This window comes from Streptomyces sp. NPDC006368 (assembly GCF_040612535.1).
GTDB lineage: Bacteria > Actinomycetota > Actinomycetes > Streptomycetales > Streptomycetaceae > Streptomyces.
Genome location: NZ_JBEXQK010000008.1, coordinates 43,911 through 69,478, shown reverse-complemented (window position 1 = coordinate 69,478; position 25,568 = coordinate 43,911). Strand labels below are relative to the sequence as shown.

Annotated in this window: 20 protein-coding genes and 1 riboswitch; of the genes, 10 read left to right on the top strand and 10 right to left on the bottom strand. The window is 73.3% G+C overall.

Features of this window, described 5'->3' with window-relative positions:
* Positions 1–179: 179 nt before the first annotated feature.
* The 5 genes from ABZZ38_RS09295 (at position 180) to ABZZ38_RS09275 (ending at position 8,525) form a co-directional block, all read left to right on the top strand.
* Entirely contained in the window at positions 180–3,038 is a 2,859-nt protein-coding gene (locus ABZZ38_RS09295; RefSeq protein WP_356737395.1) for a glycoside hydrolase family 3 C-terminal domain-containing protein, read from the top strand.
* A 138-nt stretch (positions 3,039–3,176) separates the two neighbouring features.
* Positions 3,177–3,653: a MarR family transcriptional regulator gene (locus tag ABZZ38_RS09290; protein ID WP_356737393.1), complete on the top strand. Its 477-nt coding sequence runs from the start codon at positions 3,177–3,179 to the stop codon at positions 3,651–3,653.
* A 185-nt stretch (positions 3,654–3,838) separates the two neighbouring features.
* Complete coding sequence (locus tag ABZZ38_RS09285) at positions 3,839–5,449, top strand: MFS transporter (protein ID WP_356737391.1); 1,611 nt, start codon at positions 3,839–3,841, stop codon at positions 5,447–5,449.
* Positions 5,450–5,559: 110 nt separating this feature from the next.
* A complete protein-coding gene (locus ABZZ38_RS09280) occupies positions 5,560–7,239 on the top strand; it encodes a RecQ family ATP-dependent DNA helicase (RefSeq protein ID WP_356737389.1) in 1,680 nt (559 codons plus the stop codon).
* 123 nt (positions 7,240–7,362) lie between these two features.
* A riboswitch (TPP riboswitch) is annotated at positions 7,363–7,496 on the top strand.
* 147 nt (positions 7,497–7,643) lie between these two features.
* A complete protein-coding gene (locus ABZZ38_RS09275) occupies positions 7,644–8,525 on the top strand; it encodes an oxygenase MpaB family protein (RefSeq protein ID WP_356737387.1) in 882 nt (293 codons plus the stop codon).
* A gap of 794 nt (positions 8,526–9,319) precedes the next feature.
* Here ABZZ38_RS09275 and ABZZ38_RS09270 read toward each other — a convergent pair.
* The 3 genes from ABZZ38_RS09270 to ABZZ38_RS09260 all read right to left on the bottom strand — a co-directional run bounded on the left by ABZZ38_RS09270 (position 9,320) and on the right by ABZZ38_RS09260 (position 12,516).
* Positions 9,320–9,925, bottom strand: a complete 606-nt coding sequence (locus ABZZ38_RS09270; protein WP_356737385.1) for a hypothetical protein — start codon at positions 9,923–9,925, stop codon at positions 9,320–9,322.
* 418 nt (positions 9,926–10,343) lie between these two features.
* Positions 10,344–10,739, bottom strand: a complete 396-nt coding sequence (locus tag ABZZ38_RS09265; RefSeq protein ID WP_356737383.1) for a hypothetical protein — start codon at positions 10,737–10,739, stop codon at positions 10,344–10,346.
* Positions 10,726–12,516, bottom strand: a complete 1,791-nt coding sequence (locus ABZZ38_RS09260) for a hypothetical protein (protein WP_356737381.1) — start codon at positions 12,514–12,516, stop codon at positions 10,726–10,728. The genes ABZZ38_RS09265 and ABZZ38_RS09260 overlap by 14 nt, the downstream gene beginning before the upstream one ends.
* Positions 12,517–12,687: 171 nt before the next feature.
* Here ABZZ38_RS09260 and ABZZ38_RS09255 point away from each other — a divergent pair, with 171 nt between their 5' ends.
* Positions 12,688–13,875 (top strand): spore photoproduct lyase family protein, encoded by a 1,188-nt coding sequence (locus ABZZ38_RS09255; RefSeq protein ID WP_356737379.1) that lies wholly within the window; start codon positions 12,688–12,690, stop codon positions 13,873–13,875.
* Here ABZZ38_RS09255 and ABZZ38_RS09250 read toward each other — a convergent pair whose 3' ends face one another.
* A complete protein-coding gene (locus ABZZ38_RS09250; RefSeq protein WP_356737589.1) occupies positions 13,876–14,379 on the bottom strand; it encodes an MSMEG_6728 family protein in 504 nt (167 codons plus the stop codon).
* Between the two features lie 470 nt (positions 14,380–14,849).
* On the opposite strand from ABZZ38_RS09250, the gene ABZZ38_RS09245 reads away from it, so the two are divergent.
* Positions 14,850–15,533 carry a HemK2/MTQ2 family protein methyltransferase gene (locus ABZZ38_RS09245; protein WP_356737377.1) on the top strand — a complete coding sequence of 228 codons (684 nt, stop codon included), beginning with the start codon at positions 14,850–14,852 and terminating at the stop codon, positions 15,531–15,533.
* A gap of 78 nt (positions 15,534–15,611) precedes the next feature.
* On the opposite strand, the gene ABZZ38_RS09240 is transcribed toward ABZZ38_RS09245, so the two are convergent.
* A complete protein-coding gene (locus tag ABZZ38_RS09240) occupies positions 15,612–16,064 on the bottom strand; it encodes a DUF4383 domain-containing protein (RefSeq protein ID WP_356737375.1) in 453 nt (150 codons plus the stop codon).
* Between the two features lie 703 nt (positions 16,065–16,767).
* Here ABZZ38_RS09240 and ABZZ38_RS09235 point away from each other — a divergent pair.
* Positions 16,768–17,523, top strand: coding sequence for a phosphodiesterase (locus ABZZ38_RS09235; RefSeq protein WP_356737373.1), 756 nt, complete (start codon positions 16,768–16,770; stop codon positions 17,521–17,523).
* Here ABZZ38_RS09235 and ABZZ38_RS09230 read toward each other — a convergent pair.
* Entirely contained in the window at positions 17,505–17,963 is a 459-nt protein-coding gene (locus ABZZ38_RS09230; RefSeq protein ID WP_356737371.1) for a hypothetical protein, read from the bottom strand. The two genes, ABZZ38_RS09235 and ABZZ38_RS09230, sit on opposite strands and share 19 nt — an antisense overlap.
* A 152-nt stretch (positions 17,964–18,115) precedes the next feature.
* Here ABZZ38_RS09230 and ABZZ38_RS09225 point away from each other — a divergent pair, with 152 nt between their 5' ends.
* Positions 18,116–18,337, top strand: coding sequence for a DUF5133 domain-containing protein (locus ABZZ38_RS09225; RefSeq protein ID WP_356737369.1), 222 nt, complete (start codon positions 18,116–18,118; stop codon positions 18,335–18,337).
* Positions 18,338–18,411: 74 nt separating this feature from the next.
* Here the strand turns inward: ABZZ38_RS09225 and ABZZ38_RS09220 are convergent, their stop codons facing one another.
* Genes ABZZ38_RS09220 through ABZZ38_RS09205 form a run of 4 tightly spaced genes read right to left on the bottom strand, consistent with a single transcriptional unit; the run spans position 18,412 to position 23,963 of the window.
* Complete coding sequence (locus ABZZ38_RS09220) at positions 18,412–20,820, bottom strand: glycoside hydrolase family 3 N-terminal domain-containing protein (RefSeq protein ID WP_356737367.1); 2,409 nt, start codon at positions 20,818–20,820, stop codon at positions 18,412–18,414.
* A complete protein-coding gene (locus ABZZ38_RS09215) occupies positions 20,817–21,635 on the bottom strand; it encodes a carbohydrate ABC transporter permease (RefSeq protein ID WP_356737365.1) in 819 nt (272 codons plus the stop codon). The genes ABZZ38_RS09220 and ABZZ38_RS09215 overlap by 4 nt, the downstream gene beginning before the upstream one ends.
* On the bottom strand, positions 21,635–22,651 hold the full coding sequence (locus tag ABZZ38_RS09210) for a sugar ABC transporter permease (protein ID WP_356737363.1): 1,017 nt from the start codon (positions 22,649–22,651) through the stop codon (positions 21,635–21,637). Before ABZZ38_RS09210 ends, ABZZ38_RS09215 begins: the two co-directional genes overlap by 1 nt.
* 7 nt (positions 22,652–22,658) lie before the next feature.
* Positions 22,659–23,963 (bottom strand): extracellular solute-binding protein, encoded by a 1,305-nt coding sequence (locus ABZZ38_RS09205; protein ID WP_356737587.1) that lies wholly within the window; start codon positions 23,961–23,963, stop codon positions 22,659–22,661.
* 139 nt (positions 23,964–24,102) lie between these two features.
* On the opposite strand from ABZZ38_RS09205, the gene ABZZ38_RS09200 reads away from it, so the two are divergent.
* A complete protein-coding gene (locus ABZZ38_RS09200) occupies positions 24,103–25,128 on the top strand; it encodes a LacI family DNA-binding transcriptional regulator (protein ID WP_356737361.1) in 1,026 nt (341 codons plus the stop codon).
* Positions 25,129–25,568 lie beyond the last annotated feature (440 nt).

The window sequence follows — 25,568 nt, the reverse complement described above, 5'->3', positions numbered from 1 at the left end:
TCGTTCAAGGGTCGGTACGAAATTCCTCGCCGTATTTCGGACCGATCAGCACCCCTGGCCTTCCCCGGCGACAGAGGGCCGTACCATCCACACGTCTTGACACCTCCGGCCGCCGCCCTCAGCATCGAAGCGCTTCGAACGACGCGTCGCCCGTACCGCCGCCCCCGAGGGGATTCCCCGTGACCGACACTCATCCGCCCTTCCGCGACCCGCGGTTGCCCGTTGCCCGGCGCGTCGACGACCTGCTCGCGCGGCTCACCCTCGAGGAGCGGATCGCGATGCTGCACCAGTTCGCGCCGGCCGTCGAGCGCTTGGGCGTCGGCGCCTTCCGCACCGGCCAGGAGGCGCTGCACGGTGTCGCCTGGATGGGCCCGGCCACCGTGTTCCCGCAGGCCGTGGGGTTGGGCGCGACCTGGAACGAGGAGCTGGTGAGCCGGGTGGGCGAGGCGGTCGGGGCGGAGGCGCGCGCCATGCGCGCCCGCGACGCCCGGGTCGGGCTGAACGTGTGGGCCCCCACGGTGAATCTGCTGCGCCATCCGCTGTGGGGCCGTAACGAGGAGGGCTACTCCGAGGACCCGCGGCTGACGTCGGCCATCGCGGTCGCGTACACCCGGGGCCTGCGCGGGGACCACCCGGTCTACTGGCGTACGGCTCCGGTGCTCAAGCACTGGCTGGCCCACAACAACGAGACGGACCGGGACACCTGCTCCTCCTCGGTCCGCCCGCGTGTCCTGCGCGAGTACGACATGCGGGCCTTCCGCCCCGCCGTGGAGGCGGGCGCGGTCGCCGGAGTGATGCCCTCCTACAACCTCGTCAACGGTCGGCCCAACCACCTCTCCCCCCACCTGCGCGAGCAGCTGCGCACCTGGACGGCTCAGCCGCTGGTGGTGTGCTCGGACGCGGGCGCCCCGTCCAACCTGGTGGACTCCGAGCACTACTACGACACCCATGAGGAGGCCACGGCCGCCGCGTTGCGCGCGGGCGTGGACAGTTTCACCGACCACGGCCAGGACTCCTCGGTCGTCACCGGGCGGCTGCGCCGGGCCCTGGAGCAGGGCCTGATCGGCGAGGAGCACATCGACGCGGCCGTGCGCCGGCTGCTCGCGATGCGTTTCGCGCTCGGTGAGTTCGACCCCGGGCTCGACCCGTACGCGGACCCGGACGCCCAGCACTTCGACACCCCCACGCACCGGGACCTCGCGCGGGAGGCCGCGGAACAGGCCCTCGTCCTGCTCAAGAACGACCAGCTGCTGCCCCTGGCCGAGGGCGCGCGGATCGCCGTGGTGGGCCTGCTCGCCGACGAGTGCAAGCTGGACTGGTACAGCGGAACGCCGATCCACCGCTCCACGCCGCTGGACGGGCTGCGCGAACGGTTCGGACCCGGCAGCGTCCGGTTCGCCGAGGGCGTGGACCGGGTGCGGCTGCGGACCGCGCGCGGCTGGGTGCGGGTACCGGAGGCGCCGGCCGGGACCGGGGCACGGGGGGCCGAGGGCGCCCTGGACCCCGCGCTGCTCCCGGGCCGTACCGACCTTCCCCCGCTGACCTGTGGGGGCGAGCCGAGCGAGCTGGCACTGGCCGACTGGGGCAACGGGATACTCACCCTGCGGGCACCCGACGGGCGTTATCTGTCGGTCGCGGAGGACGGATTCCTGCGCGCGTCCGCCGACCGGCCCGGCGGCTGGGTCGTCCAGGAGACCTTCCGGCTGGATCCACACGGTGACGGCCACCTCCTCGCGCACGTCGGAACAGGCCGGTACGTGTCCGTCGCCGCCGACGGCCTGAAGGTTGCCGATGAGGGCGACGTCTTCGAGATCGTGGTGACCGAGCGCGGCGAGGACGCGGTGGCCGCCGCCGCGGCGGACGCCGACGTCGTGATCGTCGTGGCCGGGAACGACCCGCACATCAACGGCCGTGAGACCGAGGACCGCACCACGCTCGCCCTGCCCGGGCACCAGACCCGGCTGTGGCGGGCGGCCCGCGCGGCGAACCCGCGCACGGCGCTGGTGCTCGTCTCCTCGTATCCGTACGCCGTCGCGGACGCGCACGCCGCGCTGCCCGCCCTGCTGTGGACCGCGCACGGCGGCCAGGCCGCGGGCACGGCGCTGGCCCGTGTCCTCGCCGGTGACGTCTCCCCCGCCGGACGACTGCCGCAGACCTGGTACGCGGCCGACGCCGATCTGCCGGACCTGCTGGACTACGACGTCATCGGCAGCCGCCAGACGTATCTGTACTTCGAGGGCGCACCGCTCTACCCGTTCGGTCACGGTCTGTCGTACGCGTCCTTCGCCTACGGCGACCTCGCGGTCCACCGCGACGGCGACACCGTCGAGGCCTCCCTCACGGTCACCAACACCGGTGCCGTCACCGCCGACGAGGTCGTCCAGCTCTACACCCGCGCCCTCGACTGCGCGGTTCCCCGGCCGCTGCGCCAGTTGGCCGGACACCGGCGGGTGCGGCTGGCTCCGGGGGCCGCCCGGCGGCTCGTGTTCCGGGTTCCCGTGGCCGAACTCGGCTTCTGGGACGTCGCGCACGGACGCTGGACGGTCACCGCCGGCCGGTACGCGTTCCTGGCCGGCGCCTCCAGCGCGGACATCCGGCTGAGCGTGACGGTCACGGTCGACGGCGCGGCACCGGCCCCCCGCGCGGCGCTGGGGCGGGCGTGGGAGGCGGCGGACTACGACGAGCAGCGCGGCACGGTGATCGTGGACCGCGCCAGGACGTCGGGGGACGCGGTGACGCCCGCCGGGGACGAGCCGGGGGAGCTGGTCTTCCGCCGCTGCGACCTCGGCGGCGCCGGGTCGGTGTCCGTGGAGGTGGCCGCCACGGGCCCGGGGACGATCGAGCTGCGGCTGCCGGACGCGACGCCGGTGGCCGCGTTCCGGGTCCCCGCCACGGGCGGGCGGTACGCCTACACACGGCTGACCGCCCCGGTGGCGCTCCCCGGCAAGCACCACCCGCACGGCCCGCACGGGAGGCACGACGTGCACGTCCGGCTCCGGGGGGAGGTGCGGCTGGCGCGGCTCTCCTTCTCCGACTGACCGCCGGCGTGTGTCCCCGGCCCGCCGCCCGGCCCGGCTGGAGGGTCCGTGGCCGGGCCGGACCGATGCCGTTGTGCGGGACCCCACCCGGAGATACCTCTTTTGACATAGGTATCTCGCCATACGTAAGCTGGCCGCATGCCCGCCTCCAGCGCGTCCGGCCAGGACATCGACCGCGTGGCCGCCGTGCTCGCGGCGTGCCTGCCCGCGCTGCACCGGGCTCTCGACCGCCGGGTCGCGCGGGACTTCCCGCACCCCAAGCTCCCCGAGGGCCAGCTGGCGCTGCTGAGGCTCGTCGGCGACCGCGAGGGCGTCACCGTGCGTGAGGCGGCCGAGGCGCTGTCCATGAAGCCCAACAACGTCAGCGCCCTGGTGTCCCAGCTGACCGAGCAGGACCTGCTCGACCGCAGGCAGGACCCCACCGACCGGCGCATCGCGCACCTGCACCTGACGGCGACGGCCCGCAGCCGTATCGCCGAGGTCCAGGAGCTGCTCGACGGGCACGTCGCGGAGGCGCTGCACGCCCTCACCGACGGGGAGCTCGACGCCCTCGGCTCCGCCCTGGGCGCCCTGGACGCATTGACCCGGCACCTCCGGTCCTCCGCGTCCGGCTGATTCCGCGACCGGCCCCCTCTTTTCCGCGGAGCCGACCCCCCTTTTTCCACGAGGCCTCTTCGTCACGGACCGAACCGGCGGGAGCGGACTGCTTCCGTTCCCGACGCCATGCCGTCGCCCGCCCGTGACCGCGAGGCCCGTCGAGCAACCCTTCGCCCAACCCCCTTCGAAGACAAGGCACACCCATGCCCTCCCCCTCCACGTCCGTGGACCGCTCCCCCCTGCCCGCACCGATCCCGCCCCCGGCGCCGGCGCCCCGTGGCCGCCGCGCCAATCCGTGGCTGACGCTGATCGCCGTGGCCTTCGGCCTCTTCATGGTCGGACTCGACGGCAGCGTCGTCTCGATAGCCAACCCGGAGATCGGCCGGGCCCTGAAGGCGTCCACCGCCGACCTCCAGTGGGTCACCAACTCCTACCTCCTCGCCCTGGCCGCCGCGCTCATCCTCGGCGGCAAGCTGGGCGACCGCTTCGGGCGCCGGACGTTCTACCTGATCGGAGTCGCGGGCTTCACCGCCGCGTCCGTGGCCATCGGCCTGGCCGGATCGATCGAGGGCGTGATCGCCTTCCGCGCGCTGCAGGGGTTCTTCGGCGCCCTCCTGATGCCCAACACGCTCGGGCTGCTGCGGGCCGTCTTCCCCCCGGCGAAGTTCGGCATGGCCGTCGGCATCTGGGCCATGGTGTCCTCCGTGTCCACCGCCCTCGGCCCCATCGTCGGCGGCCTGCTGGTCGAGCACGTCACCTGGGAGTCCGTCTTCTACATCAACGCGCCCATCGGCATCATCGCCCTGGTCGTCAGCGCGCTCGTACTGCCGCAGAGCAAGAACTCCGCCGGTGACCGCCGCTTCGACGTCCTCGGAGTCGTCCTGCTGGCCGCCGGCCTCCTGGTCCTCGTCTTCGGCGTCGTCAAGGGCGAGACCTGGGGCTGGAGTTCGGGCCCGACCCTGGGCACACTCGCCGCCGGCCTGGTGGTCCTCCTGGTGTTCGGCTGGTACGAGACCCGGATCGGCCACGCCCTGCTGCCCATGCGCCTGTTCCGCAACCGGGCGCTCACCATCGGCACCGTCATCACCGCGGTCAACTTCTTCGCCCTGCTCGGCGTGATCTTCTTCGTCATGCTGTACCTCCAGAACGTCCGCGGCTTCACCCCCGTCGAGGCCGGCGTCCGCACCCTGCCGCTGAGCCTGGCGTCCGTGGTCGCCTCCCCGCTGGGGGCCAAGCTCACCGAGCGGTACGGCGCCCGGCTGACGATGCCGCTCGGCATGGTCCTCCAGGCCGGGGCGTCCTTCGCGATGCTCGGCTGGGGTGTGCACTCCTCGTACGCCCTGATGTGGCCGCCCTTCGTCGCGCTGGGTCTCGGCGTGGGCATGGTGATGGCCGCGTCCTCCGACGCGATCGTCGGCGGCGCCCCGGTCAGGGACGCCGGAGTGGCGGGCGGTCTGCAGGCCACGTCCCTGCAGGTCGGCGGCGCGCTCGGCACCTCGGTGCTGATCTCCCTGATCGGCAGCCGGGTCGGCACCACGCTGACCGGCGAACTGACCTCCGCCGGTGTGCCGGCGCCGCTCGCCCACGGGCTGTACGAGGCGAAGGACGCGGTCACCATGGGCGTGGCGCCGGTCTCCGGTGACCTGCCCGCGCAGGTGAGGACCGCGGTGGTGGAAGGCAGCGGCCAGGCCTTCATGAACGGCGTTCACACCGCCGCACTGGTCACCGGGGTGCTGTGCGTACTGGGCGCCCTCCTGGCGGCGGTCGGCGTACGGCGTACGGCGAGCGCGCCCGTCGGACTCACCGGGGTCTGACGGAGGCCCGGCGCCGGAAGCGCCGGGGGCCGGGCCGCCGGTGCGCGGCTCGGCCCCGCCGCGTGCCCCGGAGGAGTCGTCGGCGGGGTGTTGCGGGGTAGTCGGCCGTCATGAGCGATGCGAGCCCCCTGGAGCGGACCGCCACCGACGTGTTCGGGTGGGAGACCCTGCGGCCTGGACAGCTGACGGCGATGCGGGCGGTGCTGGACGGCCGCGACACCCTCGTGGTGATGCCGACCGGCGCCGGGAAGTCGGCGGTGTACCAGGTGGCCGGGCTCCGGCTGCCCGGTCCCACCGTCGTGGTCTCCCCCCTCATCGCCCTCCAGCGCGACCAGATCGCGGGGCTGCTCCGGCACCGGGTTCCGGAGGCCGTGGCGGTCAATTCCGCGCAGGGCGCCGGGGAGACCGAGGCGGCGTGGGAGGCGGTGCGGCGCGGGGACGCCGAGTACCTGTTCCTCTCGCCGGAGCAGCTCGCGAAGGACGAGGTGGTCGAGCGCCTGGCGGAGGCCGCGCCCTCCCTGTTCGTGGTGGACGAGGCCCAGTGCGTGGCCGCCTGGGGCCACGACTTCCGCCCCGACTACCTGCGTCTCGCCCCGGTCGTCGAGCGGCTGGGCCGGCCCACGCTGCTCGCGCTGACGGCCACCGCCGCTCCCCCGGTGCGTGAGGAGATCGTGCGGCGGCTGGGGATGAGGGAGGACGCCGTGTCGGTCGTGGCCGGTTTCGACCGGCCGAACATCACGCTGGAGGTGCGGCGGTTCCTGGAGGACCGGGACAAGCGCCGTGCGGTGGTGGAGCGCGCGGCGGCGGAGCCCAAGCCGGGCATCGTGTACACGGCGACGCGCCGGGACGCCGAGGAGTACGCGGCCGAACTCGCCGCGCTGGGCCTGTCCGCCGCCGCCTACCACGCCGGTCTGTCGGGCGACGAGCGCTCCCGGGTCCACGACGCCTTCCTGACCGGCGAGGCGGACGTGGTCGTGGCCACGTCGGCGTTCGGCATGGGCATCGACAAGGAGGACGTGCGGTTCGTGCTCCATGCCTCCGTGACGGGTTCGCTCGACGCGTACTACCAGGAGATCGGCCGGGCGGGCCGGGACGGTGGGCCCGCGGTCGCGGTGCTGCACTACCGGCCGCAGGACACCGGTCTGCAACGCCTCTTCGCCGCCCGTACGCCCGACGAGGAGACGGTCGGCGAGGTCGCCGAGCGGCTCCACGACCAGGACGGCCCGGTGCCGCTGGACGAGCTCGGCGCGGAGACGAACCTGTCACGCCGCCGGGTGACGGCCGCCGCGAACCTGCTGGAGCAGGCGGGGGCAGCCCGCACCGACGACGCCGGCGAGGTGCGCGCCCTCCCGGGCATGACGGCCGATGACGCCACCGCGCGGGCGGCGGAGGCGGCGGAGGCCCGCGGAAGGCTGGAGCGGTCGAGGCTGGAGATGGTGCGGGCGTACGCGGAGACGACGGGCTGCCGGCGTCGCTTCCTGCTCGGTTACTTCGGCGAGGCGTACGAACCCCCGTGCGGCCACTGCGATGTCTGCCTGTCCGACTCCCGCGACGGCTCGGCCGCCGAGGGGCTCCCGGTCCACGGTGACGCCGAACGGACACATCCCGCGGCCGGTTCGTATCCGCCGGGGACCCGGGTGCGGCACCGCGAGTGGGATGACGGCATGGTCATGAGCCAGGAGGGTGACCGGATCACCGTCCTGTTCGACTCCATGGGGTACCGGACGCTGTCCCTGGCGGCGATCACCGACCAGGCACTGCTCACCGTGCTCACGGATCCCTCCGGCTGAGCCACGCCCCTCACCATCCATATCCATGAAAAAAATCATGGTATAAGCCCTTTCATCCGGTCTGTGGAGGACTATGCTGATATCAGACCTGCGGGGCGAGCGAGGGAGTCCCACCGAAGTAGCCGACTCTGGCGGAGATGCCCGCTGGGGCCGACGTCGGCGGTCGGGCTGAGAGGCTGGAAGGTCCACGGACCGGAAGGCGACCCCCATCACCTGATCCGGACCATGCCGGCGAAGGGAGCCCGTCTCGTAGGTCGCCCGTACGACACGCGTGCACCACGAGCCCCGGGCCCGCGCCCCGGGGCTTTCGCATGTGCGAGGCCGGTCGGCACGCCGGACGAGGCCGCCCGCCGCCGCCTCCCGGACCTTGCGGCCGGGCCGGTCCCCGGGCGGATACTTGAAGCATGAACGTGGTGTCCGCGCCCGGCCTCGCCGAGCTGCGGGAGCGACTCGGCAGCACCCTGTTCACCCATGTCGCGGGTCCCGCCGGGCCGGTCAACCGCGCCCGTATCCACGGCACCCCGGGGCCCCGCTGGTTCGCACCGGACCGACCGATCCGTACGGTCCACGGCGACGCCGCGATGTTCATCGGCGGTGTGCGCGCCCTACTGCTCCAGTCCCTGCACCCGCTGGCCATGGCGGCCGTGGCGGCCCACTCCGGCTACCGTGGCGACCCCTGGGGGCGCCTCCAGCGCACCAGCACCTTCCTCGCCATGACGACCTACGGCGCCGCGGACGACGCACAGCGCGCGGTCGACCGCGTCCGGGCCGTGCACGACACGGTGAAAGGTGTCCTCGACACGGGCGAGCCCTACCATGCCGCCGACCCCCACCTGCTCGGCTGGGTGCACGCCGCGGAGGTCGACAGCTTCCTGTGCGCCCATCAACGCTACGGCGCGCACCCTCTCGACGCCGACGGCTGCGACGCCTACGTCGCCGACATGGCGCGCGTGGCGTCCGCGCTCGGCGTCCTCGACCCGCCGCGCGACCGGACGGACCTCGCCGACCGGCTGGCCTCCTACCGGCCGGAGCTGCGGGCCACCCCGGAGGCCCGCGAGGCCGCGCGTTTCATCCTGCTCCGCCCGCCCCTGCCGCCGATCGCCCGCGCCCCGTACACCGTCCTCGCCGCGAGCGCGGTGTCCACGCTCCCGCTGTGGGCGCGCGAGCCGCTCGGGCTGCCGCACGTGCCGGTCGTGGAGAAGACCTGTGTGCGGCTGGGCGGCCACGCCGTGACCAGGGCCATCCGGTGGGCCATGACCCCTCCCCCGCCCGCCGCCCCCGGCTGACCGGGCGATGAGGCGCGCGGAGCCCGGCGCGTCACACCGAGCCGCCCACCACCTCCAGAAGGTCCGACAGACGGCGCCGCCACTTGTGCGAGCGGCTGCAGTACAGCCGAAGGCCGCGCCTGCCCCGCGGCAGGAAGGGGCGACCGCACCACATGCACGGTCGCTGCCCGCCCGGATCCGTGTTCCCCGCTCTCCCCATGCTCATGATCGTAAGCCGGGTCACTCGTGCCGGTGGTCCCGGCCGGTAGCCCCCGGCGGACTCCGGCTCCGTGCGCGAAGCTGAGCGGATGCGCTCGCTCCTCCTGCCTCTCGCTCTCGCCCTCCTCCTCGGAACGGCGGGCTGCGTGTCCGTGCCCCCCGCCGCCACCCCCGGGCCCAACCGGCCGGCGCCGGCGGGCGATCCGGCTCCGGCCCCCGTGGTGCGCAGGCCACCGGCCGAACCCCCGGCGCGGGAAGAGCTGGCGACCACCGGTCCGCTCCCCACGCCCCGTACCGACCCGGTGCGTCGCGGCGGCGCGGCACGCGGCGAACGCCCCACGGCGGACAGGCGGGTCACCGTGGAGCCACCGCGCGGGCAGGCCGTGCGGCGCCCGGCCGCCGAGGGACGGACGGGTTCGAAGCGGCCCGTTCGGCCGCGCCCCGGCCCACCGGCGGCGCGGCCTCGGCCGACGTACGGCATGGCGGACCTGTGCAAAGCCTCACGGGGCGTGACCGACCCGTCGGTGACCGCGCTGTGCCGCGACAGCTTCGTCCGCTGACCGCGCGGTCCCCGGTGCCCGCCGGTGGCGGAGGCGTCACGGGGTCGGCGCGGCACCGGACGGGTAGAAGGTCGACAGCAACGTGTCCATGATCTCGCGCTGGCGGGGCCAGTCGGTGCTCGGTCCGGCCACCTGAGCCCCGTACACGGTGGTGTCCGGGGCCGTGAAGACGCGGTAGATGCCGCGCCGCCGGGTGCCGTCCGTGGCGTCGTGGGCGAACTCCACCTCGACCGCCGCGTCCGGGGCGTCGCCGACGGGTCCGAGTGCCGTCTCGACGTAGCCGGACCAGACCGACCTCACCGCCTGGGAGAACCCGCGCGCCGTCTCCAGCGGATCGGCGGGGCCGGGGACCGGGGTGATCTCCAGGAACGAGGCGTAGTCCGGCGCCTGGTAGGTGTGCGAGCTGCCGCTGAGCCGGTACGTCCAGTCCCGCGGGACCGCGACGCTGAGCCCGCCGGCATCGGTGGAGACGCGGTAGTCACCGGACGGCGCGGTCGGAGGGGCGGTGGGGAAGGCGGTCGAGGACGCGGCCGGGGAGGACGGGCCCGCCGTACCCGGCGAGCTGTCACCGGCCGCCGCCCACCGGACTCCTGCGGCGACGAGGACCGCTGCCACGGCGAGCCCCGCGGCGAGCGACGGCAACCGGTGTGCCCACCCCTCCGCGCCGTCGCCGCGGCCGGAGCCGGAGCCGCGGCCGGAGCCGAGGCCAGGGTGGGGGTCCTGGTCCTGGTCGTGGTCGGAAAGGGATCGCCCGGGGGGCCGCCAGGGAATCGGCGGCGGCGTCAACGGGCGCCTGAGGCCGGTGTGCCGCGGCCGGGCACCGGGCGACTCCGGACCCAGCCCGGGCGACTCCGGACCCAGCCCGGGCGACTCCGGACCGAGCCCGGGCGACTCCGGACCGAGCCCGGGCAGGCGCTCGGGCGCCCCGGCCGTCCCGGACGGGCCCCTCTCCTCCCCCACCACCCCGTGGTCATCCGCTTCGGCGGGCAAGGCCTCGTCCGGGTACTCCCAGCTCTGGGTGCCCACGTTCCATCGCACGGGCCACGCCGCCGGGTCCACCTCAACTGCCCAGCAGGGCCGCGACAGCGGTGGCGACCGCGCCGCCCGAGGCGAGGAGCTCCACCACGGGCGCCGCCGAGACGAGCGCGTCGCGCAGCCGGACGAGCCGGCCGGGCGTGATGGTGTCGCCGGACGCGATTCCCTCCTCCACCGACACCAGTTCCGCGTCGAGCACGGCCACCGGCTCACGCTCGGTCACCGCCGCCGTGAGCCGCGCCAGATCGGCGCGCAATTCGCGTACGGACGCCAGAAGTTCGGCCAGGTCCGCCTCGCGCGCGGCGCCGGACGCGCCGTTGACCGCACTGACCTGGTTGTGGTCGCCGACCGCGAAGGCGCTGCCGGTGACGGACCCTATGCGCACGGCCCTGTCGGGGCGCTCCGCCTCAGGACGTGTCACGTTTGGCCTCCCTCTCTCCCCCGGCCGTGCCGGTCGACGCGCTGACGGTGTTCCTGTCGCCGATGCCGACGGCGCTGTTGTGCACCGACTGGATGTAGACCGCCCCCTCGCCGAGGTGCACGGCCTTGCGTTCGAACTCCGTCGTCTGCCAGCCGGCCTCGTACAGCGCGAGCTGCACCCCGCGTGCCACCCGGTCCTGGACCGTCTTCAGGTATCGGTCGACGTCCATCGCCTGGAAGAGGGAGCTGTCGGGGTCCGAGCCCAGTTCGCGTACCGCGATCCCGGGCCCCTTGGGCGGCGCGCCGGAGTTCCCCGCGGTCTGTGCCTGCCAGACGTTCCGCACCCCCCGGGCGAGGGCGGCCAGCGACGTGCCGAGGCTCTGAGGCCCGTCCGCCAGGGCGCGCAGCCCGAGGCCGACGGCGTTGTCCCCGCAAAACCGCCTGAGGGCGCCGTCGGCCTCCCGGAACCGGCGCCGCACGGGGAGCAGCACATGCGGCGCGACCTCCAGCATGAGCATCCCGCCCTGTGTGTGCACCCGGACGAAGACGGTGACGACGATGTCCTCGTCCCAGCCGCCCACCCGGATCCGCAGGAAGTGGCGGCGCTTCTCGCCGCCCTCCTCGACGGCCGCGGCGCGGTGCTCCTCGAAGTCCTCCGGGTCGAGCGGCACGTCCTCCCGGTGGCGCAGTCCTTCGGCGGGCAGGAAGACGCACTCGTCGACGACGAGCTCGCGCAGCCGGTCCAGTACCTCGGCGGCGGTCCGCGGGGAGCGGCGCGGGGAGGGTACGCGCAGCGCCTCGACCAGGGGCACGATCCGGTGCAGGATCTCCTCGTTGTCGACCGCCTGGGGTTTGCGCTGTCCGAGGTCGGTGCGGGGCCGCAGCTCGACCGAGAGGTGCCATGGCCTGAACGGCACCCCGGCGCCGCAGAACGGGTTGGCCGTCGCGTACATCACGAGCGGCCAGTGCTGCTCGCCGCGGATCAGTTCCTGAACGAGCCGCAGCCGGGCGTCGCGGGTCCGCTCGGCCGGGTCGCGGGTGAGGTCGTGATGGTGTTCCCGGGACAGTGGTCCGGCCATCGTGCGGGCCAGGTGCTCGTGCCGCAGGCCGGCGAGCACCGCGAGGAGCAGGAGGAAGCCGAGGACGAGGTAGGGCAGGTGCGTCCAGTCGTCCTCCGGCTTGAAATAGAGCCTGGACCGCCGCTCCTCCGACAGCAGCCGGTACTGGAGATCGAGCAGGTCGGTCGCTTGGTGGACGAAGCTCACGAGCCGGTTGCGGATCAGGTCCCGGTCCGCCCGCACCAGTGGTGCCAGGGCCGTCGTCAGCAGGAGGAGTCCCAGCAGGACACGGGCGTACAGCTGGAGGAGGCGGGACACCAGGCGCAGGACCGGCGCCCTGTGGACGGTCCTCACCAGGCGGGCGGTCGCACTCAGCAGGAGGCACGGCAGCGCCAGGAGGACGGCGAAGAAGCCGTCGGTGACGAGTGTGGCCACCACCCACAGCCCCGCCGTGGCGGTGGACCAGCACAGTTCGTCGCGCCGGGCGCGTACGGCGTGGGCGAGGACGCGGGCGGCGTCGATGCCGTAGCTGGGGGCGACGACGCGTTCGTCGTGGACGTACAGCTCGTCGATGACCCGGTCCCGGAAGCGCGGATCGAGGTACGCGCCCACGCACAGGAGTCGGCCCGCCTCGCTGGCGGAGGGGTCGACCGGCGCGTCGCCGAAGAGGCGCGGGTCCCGGACACCCGTCGACGGGTGGGGAAGCGCCGTCTGGCTCACCCGGGTGACGATAGGGCTGGGCGAGGGGTACGGACAGGCGAAAACGCGCCACGCCACGCCCACGCCCTGGGGGCGGGGCGCCTCCGCACCCCACCGAGGCCAAAACCGGGTCCGGTTTCGTACAGTGGAAGTGGTTGTGCCCGTCTTACGCCCGTGGTCATCGGAGTGGTCATGCGACATCGTGCCGGTGCTTCGGACGACTCCGCCGAAGGCCTGTTCAGCCTGGAGGAGCTCGCGGCGGCCACGGCGTCGGCGCGGGAGGAGGAGCCCGGGGGGCGTTCGTTCCGGGATTCGCCCGAGGCGCGGAGGCTGCTCGACGTCCGCGAGATCCACGCCGAACCCGCCGCGGCGGCGTCGTACCGCGGCAGAGAGGTCATCGCCCGCTTCCCCGGCGCCCGCGTGGTCGAGACGGATTCGCACTGGCGCATTCCGCGGCTCCACGGCAATGAGGGCAACGTGGAGCGCTGGGTGCGGGTGAAGGGCGAGACGCTGGTGCTCGGCGAGCGCGCGTCGCTCACCACCCGGCCGAACGGGCGCTCGGCCGACTGGATCGCGCCCGGCCTCTCCAACGGGTGCGCGATGGCGTGCGCGTACTGCTACGTGCCGCGCCGCAAGGGGTACGCCAACCCGATCACCGTCTTCACCAACGTCGACCGGGTCATCGGGCACCTGGCCCGGCACGTGGCCGCTCAGGGCCCGAAGCGGGAGCCGAACCAGTGCGACGCGTACGCCTGGGTCTACGACATCGGCGAGAACGGCGACTGTTCGGTCGACGACCTGATCTGCGACAACACGGCCGACCTGGTGCGCGCGTTCCGGCGCTGGCCCACGGCGAAGGCCTCCTTCGCGACCAAGTTCGTCAACCCCGACCTGCTGCGGCTCGACCCGCGGGGGCGTACCCGCATCCGCTTCTCGCTGATGCCGCCGGACGACTCCAAGGTGCTCGACCTCCGCACCAGCCCCGTCGAGCGGCGCGTCGCGGCGGCGGCGGACTTCCTGGACGCGGGGTACGAGGTGCACTTCAACCTCTCGCCGGTCGTGATCCGGCCGGGCTGGGAACGGGACTGGGCCGAGCTGCTCCGGCGTCTCGACGACGTCCTGCCCCGGCGGGTGAAGGAGCAGGCGGCGGCCGAGGTCATCATGCTGACCCACAACCGGGACCTCCACGAGGTCAATCTCGGATGGCACCCGCGCGCCGAGGACCTGCTGTGGCGCCCGGACCTCCAGCAGGCCAAGCGCTCCGAGAACGGCAGCTGGAACGTCCGCTACCGCAACGCCCCCAAGGCGTCCTCCCTCGCGGCGCTGCGCGGGCTGATCGAGACCCACACCCCCTGGCTGCGCGTCCGCTACGCCTTCTGATCACACGGCCTTCCGGCCGCGGGGGAGCGCCGGCGGCTCCGGGTCGCGGTCGGACGGCGGCCAGACGTACGGCAGGTCGTCGGGGACTCCGGGGAAGCGGTCGCGGTAGAAGACCGGATCCTTGCGCACCAGCGCCGACTGGTGGCTGCGGTGGAACTCCGGGGCGCCGAGCCAGGGCGGCAGCTCGCCCGCCGCGGCGAGCCGGTCCTGCGGCCGGACGGCTGCCCCCGGGCGGTGGGCGCGGTAGTCGTCGACCAGGGTGACGGCGCAGGTGTCGGAGCGCCCCTCGGCCGTCCACACCTCGCAGACGTCCAGGCCGTAGCGGACGAGGGCCTCCTCGTAGCCGGCCCACATGCGCACCGCCGGGTGCCTGCGCCATCCGTATCCGGGGACGGTCAGACCGCGCAGCACCTGGAGCGCCTCCACCCGCTGCTTGCCGAGCCGCCGCGCGTCCAGCGCGGCGGCCGATTCCTTGAAGGAGGGAAAGGGGAGGAAGGTCTGCATGCCGGGTGCCCAGGGGTCGTGCGCCACCGCCGGGGGGGTGACGGAGTTCCGGGTTCTCGCCGGTGCGCGGCGGGTGGCCCGGCGGAGGAGTGCTGCCCGGTCCCTTACGGCGCCCGGTGCCCGGTCGCATCCCTCACGCTAGGCCCCCGCCGGAGGTGGCGCAATCGCTGCCGAGCGGGGTCCGGGACGGGCCGCGCTCCCCGCAGGGGCAGCCTCCGCCCGCGTCAACCGCCCGCCGGGTCTGCCGGGTTCGGCAGGACGGTGCCGTTGCACAGGGGCACCTGGTTACTCTCCCGCACCGACTGACACGTATGAATCGTGCGTCCCCGGGCACGTGGGTCCCGTCGGGACGGCGTGCGTGCCGGACCCCTCCGTGGCGGGGCCCCGGTGCGGGGCCCTGAGCGCCCGGTGCCCGGCTGTTGACGTATCGACGGCGACGCTGAGCGACGCCTGCATATCGGAGGTGCCGTATGTCCACCACTGTTGCCACCACACCCCGCGGTGGACGCGTGCTGACGCTGCCCGGTGTCTACGCGCCCCAGCACGACACCTTCCTGCTGGCGGACGCGCTGCGCCGCGAAGGCCTGTGCCCCGGCCGGGACCTCCTGGACATCGGCACCGGAAGCGGCGCGCTCGCTCTGCACGCCGCGCGGATGGGGGCCAGGGTGACCGCGGTCGACATCACCCGCAGGGCGGTGCTGACGGCACGCCTCAACGCGCTGCTGGCCGGCCGGCGCATCACCGTGCACCGCGGTGACCTGGCCGGCCCGGTCGGCGGCCGGCGGTACGACGTCGTGGTGAGCAACCCTCCGTACGTCCCCGCCCCCTCCGCGGCCCTTCCCCGTACGGGCGCCGCCCGTGCCTGGGACGCGGGCCGGGACGGGCGGGCCGTGGTCGACCGCATCTGTGCGGCGGCGCCCTCCTTGCTGCGGCCGGACGGCGTGCTGCTGATGGTCCACTCGGGGCTCTGCGACGCCGACCGCACCCTGGAACGGCTGAGCGATGCCGGCATGCGAGCGGCCGTCACCGACCGGGCGCTCGTGCCGTTCGGGCCGGTCCTGCGCTCCCGGCTGGAGTGGCTGCGCTCCCGCGGGCTGATCGCGCAGGACACGGACACGGAGGAACTCGTGGTCATCCGGGCGGAACGCGCCTGACCCGGCCGCGCCGCCGTACGGACGCCGAACGGACGCCGAACGGATGTGACGCGGCCGGGGTGCGGCGCCCGGCCGCTGTCAGCGCGCGGCACCCGGCCGCGTACCGCGGCCGAGGAGGACACCGAGGGCGATCATGCCGAGGCCGAGGATGAGGTGGAGCCAGTTGTCGGCCGAGTTGACCGGGATGAAGTTGGCGGCGCTGTCGTGGTCGATGATCAGCCCGTACAGCCAGAGCACCAGGTAGATGACGCCGCCGCCGATGAGGAACGAGCGCGCCGTGGACGGGGCACGGGCCATCATGACGCCCGCGACACCGAAGAGCAGGTGAACGATGTTGTGCAGGATCGACACCTGGAACACGCCCAGCAGCTTGGCCTCGGAATGGTGCTCGGCGAACTTCATCGTGTCGTAGTCGGTCGTGATCCCCGGGATGAAGCCGAGGATGCCCACCAGCAGGAAGACCGCTCCCACCAGGAGCGCGGCCTGCTGCAGAGGGGTCCGGGCGGACGCCGTACGGTGTGAGCTGCTCATGGCCGGAGCCTTTCTCGCGGGGCGGCCACGAACGGCCGCCTGTGCCAACTGCTCCGGCGCCGAGTACCCCCCTGCGTCCCCCGCACTCACCCCATGTGTCCCTCCCGCCGCGGGACTCCCACCGTTTAGCCCGGTCCGGCACGGGCAGCCGGTGGGAACCGGACGTCGGTGACAGGTCGGGAGGCATGCTCATGAAGAGGATGGTGTGGGCTCTCCCGGCCCTGGGTGCCGGCGTCTCGCCGGCGCGGAAGACCCGGGCATCGCACGAGTCGGACGACCGGCCGGGCGACCGGTGGTTCACGGTGGCGGTCAACCGCCCCCCGGCGGACGTGCGGCCGGGTGACGGGCCGCCGCCGCTGGACCGGTACGCGGACCGGATCGACGTCCGGGTCACCCTGGCGCCGGGGGACCGCGGAACGGAGCTCGCGGCCCGGCTGAAGGACACCCCCGGCCCTGCCGCGTCCTCGCTGCCGGGCGTCTCGCGGGCCGTGACCCGCGTCAGGAGATCCGCGTCGCGCTCAGGGAGGCGAAGTCCCTCCCGGAGACCGGGGAGGTCATACGGACCGACACACCGCCCACGACGCGTCCGGCGACGCCCGGCGGCAGGCTGGTCGGCCTGCCGGCCCGCCGGTCCGCAGGGGAGGGCGCGCCCGCCCCTGCTCCGATCCCCTGATCTGGCATCCGGCTACGGGAAGGTCCGCGCATGGCACTCCACACGGCGGCGTACCACGTCGCGCACCGGCTGGCACGGCGGCGCTCGGCACCGGCCCTCCATCCCCAGGGCCTGACCTGCGGCGGCACGCTGGAGGTGCCGGGCAGCCCCGACCGCCGCTGGGGCGCGGGGTGGCTCGACCGGCCCGGGTCCTACGAGGTGACCGTACGGTGGTCGCGCGCGCTCGGCCTGCCCGGACGGCTGCCGGACGGGCTAGGCCTGGCCCTGCGCGTCCCGGACGCCGGCGGCCCCGGCGCCGCGCTGGACCTGCTGCTCACCTCCAGCCGCCCCGGGCGCCTCGGCCGCCACCTGCCGCTCCTGCGGCGGGACGCGCTGGCGGGCCCGTACTCCTCGCTCCTGTCGTACCGGGCGGGCGACCGGGAACGGGTGGTGGCCGCCTTCCCGGTGCGCGGTGCCCACGGACGGGTCCCCGGCGGTCTGCCGGCCCTCCGGCAGGCGCTGGAGCGCGAACCCGTCCGCTTCCACCTGTGCACGGCCGCGGCGGACGAGCCGTGGCGAGCCGTGGCGACCCTGACGATCGGGCCGCCAGGACCGGCGCCGGAGCACAGCACGGTCTCCTACGACCCGTACGTCCACCGCCTGCCGGACTTCCACCCGACCGCCCGGCTGAGCCGCCTGCGGGCCGCGGCCTACAGCGGATCACGCCGGGGGCGGGCGGCCCCGGACCCTGACGGTGACGGCGGGGTCACCGGTGAGCCGGGCCGTGATCAGCAGGCGACACCCTGAGAGCGGAGCCAGTCGCACTGCGTTTCGCCGGACGTCCTGCCGCCGTCGTACGCGCGCGGGTCCTTGTGACCGGGGCCGACGGGTTCGTGCCGCTCGAACACGCCATCGCCGTCCACGTCCCCGCCGTGCGGATCGATCTTTCCGCTCGGATTGCGGCACGCCTCCCGGTCGGCCGGGTCCGTGGTGCACACCTTCCGCCCGTCCGCCTCGGCCTTCCGCGCCGCCGCACCCTGCGCCGTCACCTGGGCGTTCAGGGCGTCGGCGAGCGAAGGAGCCGCGAATGCCAGACGCACGGCGGCGGCGGCGGCGTCCCCGGCCTGTCGCCCGGTCGGGGCCGCGCCGGAGCCGCACGCCGAGAGGGTGAAGGGCAGGCCGCCCACCAGGACCACCGCACCGGCGAGGACGGCGGCCCGGCGACGAACACGTGACAGACGTTCCATGGTGCACCCGGTCAGCGAGAGTGCCGATAGTGCCGTCAACGCTACGGTGACGCCCCGGACGGGGTCAACGTGTCGCATGTATGAGCGAGCCGGGGGTATCGGGGCGGCGAGCGAGGCATACGGCGCCCGCCGGTGTGGAAGGAGACCCTGTCGTGCTGATGGCTCACCCCGCGATGCTGAGCAGACTGGTCGAGGAGTACGAGTCGCTGAAGGCGCTTCAGGAGGAGGCCGACAGCCCGCGGGTGCGGCAGCGTCTGCAGGATGTCGCCTGCGCACTGTGCGTGTCGACGGGCGCCCGTGACGCGGACGCGGCTCTCGCCGCCGCACGTCACCAGCTGTCGCGCGCCGACGCCGACGCGCTGCTGCCCGCCTGACCCCCGGGGTGAGGGCGCGACCGGCGAACCGGTCGCGCCGGGCCGCGCCCGCCTGCTCGGACGCCCCGTCCCCACTACCTGCCTTGTCCGGGGCCGGACGGCTCGGGGGTCACCGTGAAGGCCGCGTGGAGACGCCGCGTGTGGTCCACGTGGCGCGGCGCGCCGGTCAGCACGACCGTCGCGGTGAGGCGGGGATCGGTGCTGGACGCCGCGAGCCGCAGTTCCAGCTCCCCCGGTTCGACGACGCGCCGTCCGTCGCGGCCCGTGAAGGAGGCGAGGTCGGCCGGGACGGTCACCGTCACCCTGCTCGACTCCCCCGGCCCGAGTGGCACCCGCGCGTAGCCGATGAGCCGTTGCACGGGCTGCACGACGGATGCCACGGGGTCGTGCAGGTACAGCTGGACGACCTCGGCGCCCGGCCGCTCCCCCGTGTTCCGCACGGAGAAACCGAGACGGAACTCCCCGTCGGTGGCGCTCTCCCGGTGGGCGACGGTGAGGTCCCCCCAGGTGAAGTCGGTGTACGACAGTCCGTGGCCGAAGGCGAAAGCGGCGGTCGGGTCGACGCTGGACACGTCGGTGGCCTGCGCCAGCCGGGGTGAAAGGTAGGTCGAGGGCTGGGCGCCGGGGCCGCGTGGCACGCTGACGGGCAGTCGGCCCGAGGGGTTGATCCGCCCGCGGAGCACGCCTGCCAGGGCCCCGGTGCCTTCCTGTCCGGGGAAGAAGCACTGCACGATGGCGGCGGCCTCGTCGGCGGCGCGGCCGAGTGCGTACGGCCGTCCGGCCAGCAGCGTGGCCACGACGGGGGTGGCGGTGTCGAGGAGCGCGTCGAGGAGCTCCTGCTGTACACCGGGCAGGGCGAGGGAGTCGGCGTCGCAGCCCTCGCCGCTGGTGCCGCGGCCGAAGAGCCCTGCCCGGTCCCCCAGCGCCGCGATGACGATGTCCGCCTCCTCGGCGGCCCGGACCGCCTCGGCGAAGCCCGACCTGTCGCGCCCGTCGACCCGCGCGCCGCGCACGGTGACGATCTCCGTGCCGGGGAACTCCCGCCGCAGGGCCTCGCGCAGGGTCGGCAGGCCGATGCCGGCGGGGACCTCGGGGTGGCGGACACCGACGTGGACGGGGAAGGAGTAGCAGCCGAGCACGGCGGTCGGCTCGTCGGCGTTGGGGCCGACCAGGGCGATCCTGCGCGGCGGCCGGGACAGGGGCAGGGTGGAGTCGTTGGCGAGCAGCACGATCGCCTGCTCGGCCACCTCCCGCGCGAGCCGCCGGTTGGCGTCGCCGTCCAGGTCGACGGTGCCGCGCAGTGCGGTCGGGTCGTCGAGGTCGGCTCCTGCCAGGGCCGGCGGCAGGGGGCTCCAGCCGGCGTCGAGCAGGCCGAGTCGGGCCTTCTGGGTCAGGACCCGGCGCAGTGCCCGGTCGATGAGGGTCTCGGGGACGCGCCCCGCGGACACGGCCTCCAGGAGCGGTGCGCCGAACGTCTTCACGGTGGGGAGTTCGACGTCGACGCCGGCGCGCAGCGCGGTGCCCGCTGCCTCGGCCCAGTCGCCCGCGACGGCGTGCAGGGTTTTGAGGAAGGCGATGCCGAAGTAGTCCGCGACGACCGTGCCGTCGAAGCCCCAGGTGTCGCGGAGCAGTCCGGTGAGCAGCTCTTCGTCGGCGGCGGAGGGCACGCCGTCGGTGTCGGTGTAGGCGTGCATGACCGACCGGGCGCCGCTTTCGCGTACGGCCATCTCGAAAGGGGGCAGCAGGACGTCGGCGCGTTCACGCGGTCCCATGGCGACGGGTGCGAGGTTGCGTCCGGCGCGGGAGGCGGAGTAGCCGGCGAAGTGCTTGAGGGTGGCGACGACTCCGGCGGATTCCAGGCCCTGGACGTAGGCGGTGGCGACGGTGCCGACGAGGTAGGGGTCCTCGCCGATCGTCTCCTCGACGCGGCCCCACCGGGCGTCCCGTACGACGTCGAGGACGGGGGCGAGGCCCTGGTGGATGCCGACGGAGCGCATGTCCTCACCGATGGCGGTGGCCATACGCCGTACCAGGGCCGGGTTGAAGGTGGCGCCCCAGGACAGCGGCACCGGGTAGGCGGTGGCCTTCCAGGTGGCGAAGCCGGCGAGGCACTCCTCGTGGGCCACCGCGGGGAGGGCGAAGCGGTTCGCGGCGGCGATCCGCGCCTGGGTGCGCATGAGGGACAGCGCGCCGAGTGCCGGGTCGACGGGGGCGGTGCCGAAGGGGCGGGTGAGCTGGCCGAGTCCGTGCGGCAGGAGGGTGTCGAGGTCGACGGGTTCCTCCATCTCGTGCTGGTGCGGGGCGACTTCGCCGCCCTCGTCCGAGGCGCCGACCCAGACGCCGACGAGCTGGGCGACCTTCTCCTCGACGGTCATGGCGGCGATCAGGGCCCCGACACGGGTGTCGGTGTCGTGGGCGGGGTCGTTCCAGACGGGGATGACGGGGGTGACGGGGGTTGTCTCAACTGCCACGTTGGCGGTCACTTTCCTCCGACGCCCATGAGGCCCTGGACCAGGGCGCGACGGGCGAACAGGTAGACGAGCAGGACGGGTGTCATCGAGAGCACGACGGCGGCGAGCAGCCCGGGGATGTTGATGCCGTACGCGGTCCGGAAGTCGTACAGACCCAGCGTGATCAGCTTGGTGGAGTCGGACTGGGTGAGGACGAGGGGGAAGAGGAAGCCGTTCCACGCCTGGAGGGCGGAGAACACCACGATGGTGGAGAGTCCGCCCCTGGACAGCGGGAGCACCAGCCGGAGGAAGATCTGCCGGGGTGGGGCTCCGTCGATGGCCATGGCTTCGTGGAGTTCGGGCGGGATGTCGCGCATGGTGCCGCTGAGGATGAGTGCGCAGACCGGCAGGCAGAACGCGGCGGTGGGCAGGATGACGCCGAGCAGGTTGTCGTACAGTCCGGCCTTGCTGATCAGGTAGAACATCGGGACGATCACGGCCTGGGCCGGGATGGCGAGGCCGAGGAGGAAGAGCCGGAAGACCGCGGAGGTGAGCCGGGAACGGCTGCGTACGATCGCGAAGGCGAGCGGGGGTACGAGCAGCAGGACGATCCCGACCACGCACGCGGTGACGATCACCGTGTTGAGGAAGTACCGGCCGAAGCCGCTGTCGAAGGCCCCGGTGTAGTTGTCGAACGTGAAGCGTTCGGGGAACGACAGAGGGCCGTTCCGGGCGTAGTCGGAGCGGGACCGCACGGTCGCGGCGAACAGGACGTACAGCGGCAGGCCGACGAGGAGGAGCCAGACGAGCGAGCCGGCGCCGGCGAGGTAGTGGGGGCGTCGCTTCATCACAGGCCTTCCGTGGAGCCGCGCATCGTGTCGTAGCCGGACAGCTTCACCATGACCAGCGAGACGATCGTCGCGGCGAGGACCAGGACGAGGGCGATGGCCGAGCCGGCTCCGAAGTCGAAGCCCTTGAACGCCTTCTGGTACATGTGGAAGGCGGTGATGGTGGTGTCGGTGCCCGGTCCTCCCTGGGTGAGGATGAGGACCGTCTCGAAGGTGGTCAGGCCGCCGACCACCATCAGGATCGTCGAGGTGACGATCGGGGTGCGCAGCTGCGGCAGTGTGATGTGAAAGAACTGCCGGTAGCGCCCGGCGCCGTCCATCTCGGCCGCCTGGTACAGCACGTGGGGGATGGCGCGTGCGGCGCCCTGGTAGATCAGGGTGTGGAACGGCGTGAACTGCCAGGTGCTGACGAAGGCGAGTACGCCGATGGCGGTGGCCCGGCCGCCGAAGAGGTCGCCGTCGCCGAAGAGCCAGGCGGCCTGGGAGGGCACCCCGAAGTTCGGGTCGAGCAGGGCCCGCCAGAGGACGGACACGGCGGTGGAGGAGAGCAGCAGCGGGATGAAGTAGATGGCCGACAGGACCGCGCGGTTGCGCTGCTGTCCGGCGGCCCAGACGCCGAGGAGGATGCTCAGCGGGGTCTGGACGGCCACGCCGAGCGTGGTGAGCAGGAGACTCAGCCAGATACTTTTGATCATCACGGGGTCGGCGAAGACCCCGGACCAGTTGTCCAGGCCGGCGAACTCGGGCGATCCGAGCCCGTTCCAGCTGGTGAAGGACAGGACCGCGACCATGACGAGCGGGGCCATCGCGAAGAGCGCGAAGAACACCGTGGCGGGAACCGCCCAGGCCGGACCCGGGCGGCCCACCTCATGGGCGGGTGCGTGCCGTGGCCGGCCGCCGCGCCGCCCGCCGGTCGGGGCGGAGCTGCCGTCGGTCACGGCGGAGGTGCCGTCGGTCACGGCGGAGGTGCCGTCGGTCACGGCGGAGGTGCGGACGGGCGTCATCCGTGTGGTCACCCCGGCTTCAGACGGTGGGCAGGGCCTGCATGGCCCGGATGAAGCCGGCCTCGTCGGTCTCCCCGCCGACGAACTGCTGGACGGCCTGGTGGATGGGGGTGATCGCGGCCGGCGGGTAGGCCTGGTCCCAGGACAGCTGGAAGGACGGGGCCTTCTTGACGAGGTCGAACTGGTACGTCGAGTAGGCCGGGTTGGCCGCGGTGGCGAGGAACTTCTCGGTGGTGGTCGTGGTGGGCAGGTTCCCGACGGCCAACTGCTCCTGGACGAACCGGTCGGAGTACATGAGCGTGAGGAACTCGGCGACGGCCTCGGGGTGCTTCGTCTTCTTCAGCACCGAGTAGAAGTTGTTGGTGTTGCCGACGAGGTTGGCCCGGTCGCCCTTGCCGCCCTCGACGGAGGGGAAGGCGGTGTAGCCGAGGTCCTTCTCGGCGAACTCCTTGTCCGCGTCCTGGTGGGTGGCGTACGCCCATGAGCCCATCAGCTCGAAGGCGGCCTTGCCACCGGCGAGGAGGGCGGGCGAACCGCCGTCGGTGAACTTCACCGAGTCGAAGTTGGTGCCGAAGGCGCCGGCGTCGACCAGCTCCTTGATCATGCTCAGGGCCTTCCTGCTGTCCGCGCTCTCCCAGGCGCTCCTGTCGCCTTCGAGCGCCTTCCGGAACAGCTCCGGCCCGGCGACGCGGTCGTAGAGGTACTCGAACCACATCAGCGTCGGCCACTTGTCGCCGCCGCCGAGGGCGATCGGGGTGATGCCCCGGGACTTGAGGGCGGTGACGGCGTCGAGGAGTTCGTCCCAGGTGCGGGGCGGGGTGAGGCCGGCGTCCTTGAGGACCTTTTTGTTGTGGAACAGCAGGACCGGCTGGGTGCCGCGCATCGGGACACCGTAGGACGCGCCGTCGATGACGGCGCTGTTGAAGACGGAGGGCAGGAAGTTGTCCTTCAGGCCCGGCTCCTCCTTGATGAAGCCGTCCAGCGGCAACAGCAGGTCCGCCTCCACGTACGGCTGGATGCTGCCGCCGCCCCAGTTGAAGAACACGTCCGGGGCCTGCGGGGTGTTGATGATCGTCTGGAGCTTCTGCTGGTAGTCGGCGCCGGGGATGGTGTCCAGGACGGCCTTGACGTCGGAGGTCTTGTTGAAGGTCTCGACGATCTTCTTCTCGACCTTGTTGGTGGCGTCTCCGTAGACGAGAACGTGGATCCTCCCGTCACCGGACGAGGCGCTCCCGCCGCCACCGCCGCAGGCCGACAGGCTCAGAGCCAGGGCCAGGGTCACGCCGCCTGCCAGGAGCCGGGCGCGCCGCGCACGTATCTCCATCATCCACCCTTCGAAAGTTTCGAGCCGAATATCGAAAGTAAATGCCGCTCCGGACGGTAGGGGAGCACCCGGCGACGGTCAACGGGCGTGCGGCGACGCGACCGAACCGTTACCGCGAGGTGTGTCCTATCCTTCGCCCATGCGTGAAGACGACGAGGTGGCCGGCCGGGTGACGCTGGCCGAGGTGGCCGCCCAGGCCGGGGTATCGCTTTCGACAGTTTCGAAAGTCCTCAACGGCCGCGCGGACGTCTCCCGCCCGACGCGCAGCAAGGTCGAGCAGCTCCTGGAGACACACGGCTACCGCCGCCGCGCGCACGGGGCAGCCCAGGCACCCCTGATCGAGCTCGTCTTCCACGAGCTGGAGAGCGTGTGGGCGATGGAGCTCATCCGCGGTGTCGAGAACGTCGCCAAGGAGAACGACGCGAGCGTCGTCCTCACCGAGAGCGGCACCCGCCACGCACCCGGCGCCGACTGGGTCGAAGGGGTCCTCCGGCGCCGGCCGCTGGGTGTGGTCCTCGTCTTCTCCACGCTCCCCGACCACGTGAAGCAGCAGCTCAGGTCCAGGGCCATCCCCTTCGTGATCATCGACCCGGCGGGCGACCCGGAGCCCGACGTGCCGTCCGTCGGCTCCGCCAACTGGTCCGGCGGCATGGCGGCCACCCGCCACCTCATCGACTTCGGCCACCGGCGCATCGCCATCATCACCGGGCCCGAGGACATGATGTGCTCGCTGGCCCGGCTCGACGGCTACCGCTCGGCCATGGCGATGGCCGGCCTCGAAGCCGACCCCCGCTTCGTACGGTTCGGCGACTTCCACGTCCAGGGCGGGTTCTCGCACGCCATGGAGCTCCTCGAAGGCTCCGACCGGCCCACCGCCGTCTTCGCCGGGAGCGACCTCCAGGCACTCGGCGTCCTGGAGGCGGCCCGCCTCCAGGGGCTCAGCGTGCCGGGCGACCTGTCGGTCGTGGGATATGACGACGTACCGCTCGCCCAGTGGTCCAGCCCGGCGCTGACCACGGTCCACCAGCCCCTGCGGCAGATGGCGGAGGAGGCGGCACGGATGCTGCTGCGCCCCCGCGATCCGGGCAGGGCGGCGCTGCGCATCGAGCTCGCGACGAACCTGGTGGTACGGAAGAGCACGGCACCGCCCCCGGCCGGCGCCTGAGCGGGACGTCGCCGCGTCGCGCCGTCTCGGCGTCGTGCCGTCCCGGCGTCCCGGCGTCTCGGCGTCGCGCCGTCCCGACCGACCGGGGGCCGGGCCGGGCCCGGCTCACCCGGTTCCGCGAAGGTGGTTGACCCGCCCCAGCCCGCGCCGTAAGGTCTCCGCAGCAATCGGGAAGCTATCCGAAACTTTCGAATTCGGAGACCGAGGGCCGTCCGGTCCTCGCGGTCGAGCCGCACCACGGCCGCACCGTCCCGGGCGACAGAGCCGCATCCCACCACCGGTCGCGTTCATGCGCCCGGTCGTTCCGCCCCGCTCGAACATCCAGCACCTCACGCACCCCAGCGCGCAGAACGGTCCGCACTCCGATCCGTCCGGACGAGGCGCGGGCCTGTCGGCCGGCCCCGTCCGGCATCCGCAGAGGAGGATGAACAGTGACGAGC

Coding starts and splice junctions, on each gene's coding strand:
- ABZZ38_RS09275 (WP_356737387.1), top strand. CDS start 7,644: ATGAACGTGGTGTCCGCGCCCGGCCTCGCCGAGCTGCGGGAGCGACTC.
- ABZZ38_RS09280 (WP_356737389.1), top strand. CDS start 5,560: ATGAGCGATGCGAGCCCCCTGGAGCGGACCGCCACCGACGTGTTCGGG.
- ABZZ38_RS09255 (WP_356737379.1), top strand. CDS start 12,688: ATGCGACATCGTGCCGGTGCTTCGGACGACTCCGCCGAAGGCCTGTTC.
- ABZZ38_RS09200 (WP_356737361.1), top strand. CDS start 24,103: ATGCGTGAAGACGACGAGGTGGCCGGCCGGGTGACGCTGGCCGAGGTG.
- ABZZ38_RS09240 (WP_356737375.1), bottom strand. CDS start 16,064: ATGAGCAGCTCACACCGTACGGCGTCCGCCCGGACCCCTCTGCAGCAG.
- ABZZ38_RS09215 (WP_356737365.1), bottom strand. CDS start 21,635: ATGAAGCGACGCCCCCACTACCTCGCCGGCGCCGGCTCGCTCGTCTGG.
- ABZZ38_RS09235 (WP_356737373.1), top strand. CDS start 16,768: ATGGCACTCCACACGGCGGCGTACCACGTCGCGCACCGGCTGGCACGG.
- ABZZ38_RS09250 (WP_356737589.1), bottom strand. CDS start 14,379: ATGCAGACCTTCCTCCCCTTTCCCTCCTTCAAGGAATCGGCCGCCGCG.
- ABZZ38_RS09285 (WP_356737391.1), top strand. CDS start 3,839: ATGCCCTCCCCCTCCACGTCCGTGGACCGCTCCCCCCTGCCCGCACCG.
- ABZZ38_RS09245 (WP_356737377.1), top strand. CDS start 14,850: ATGTCCACCACTGTTGCCACCACACCCCGCGGTGGACGCGTGCTGACG.
- ABZZ38_RS09205 (WP_356737587.1), bottom strand. CDS start 23,963: ATGGAGATACGTGCGCGGCGCGCCCGGCTCCTGGCAGGCGGCGTGACC.
- ABZZ38_RS09290 (WP_356737393.1), top strand. CDS start 3,177: ATGCCCGCCTCCAGCGCGTCCGGCCAGGACATCGACCGCGTGGCCGCC.
- ABZZ38_RS09230 (WP_356737371.1), bottom strand. CDS start 17,963: ATGGAACGTCTGTCACGTGTTCGTCGCCGGGCCGCCGTCCTCGCCGGT.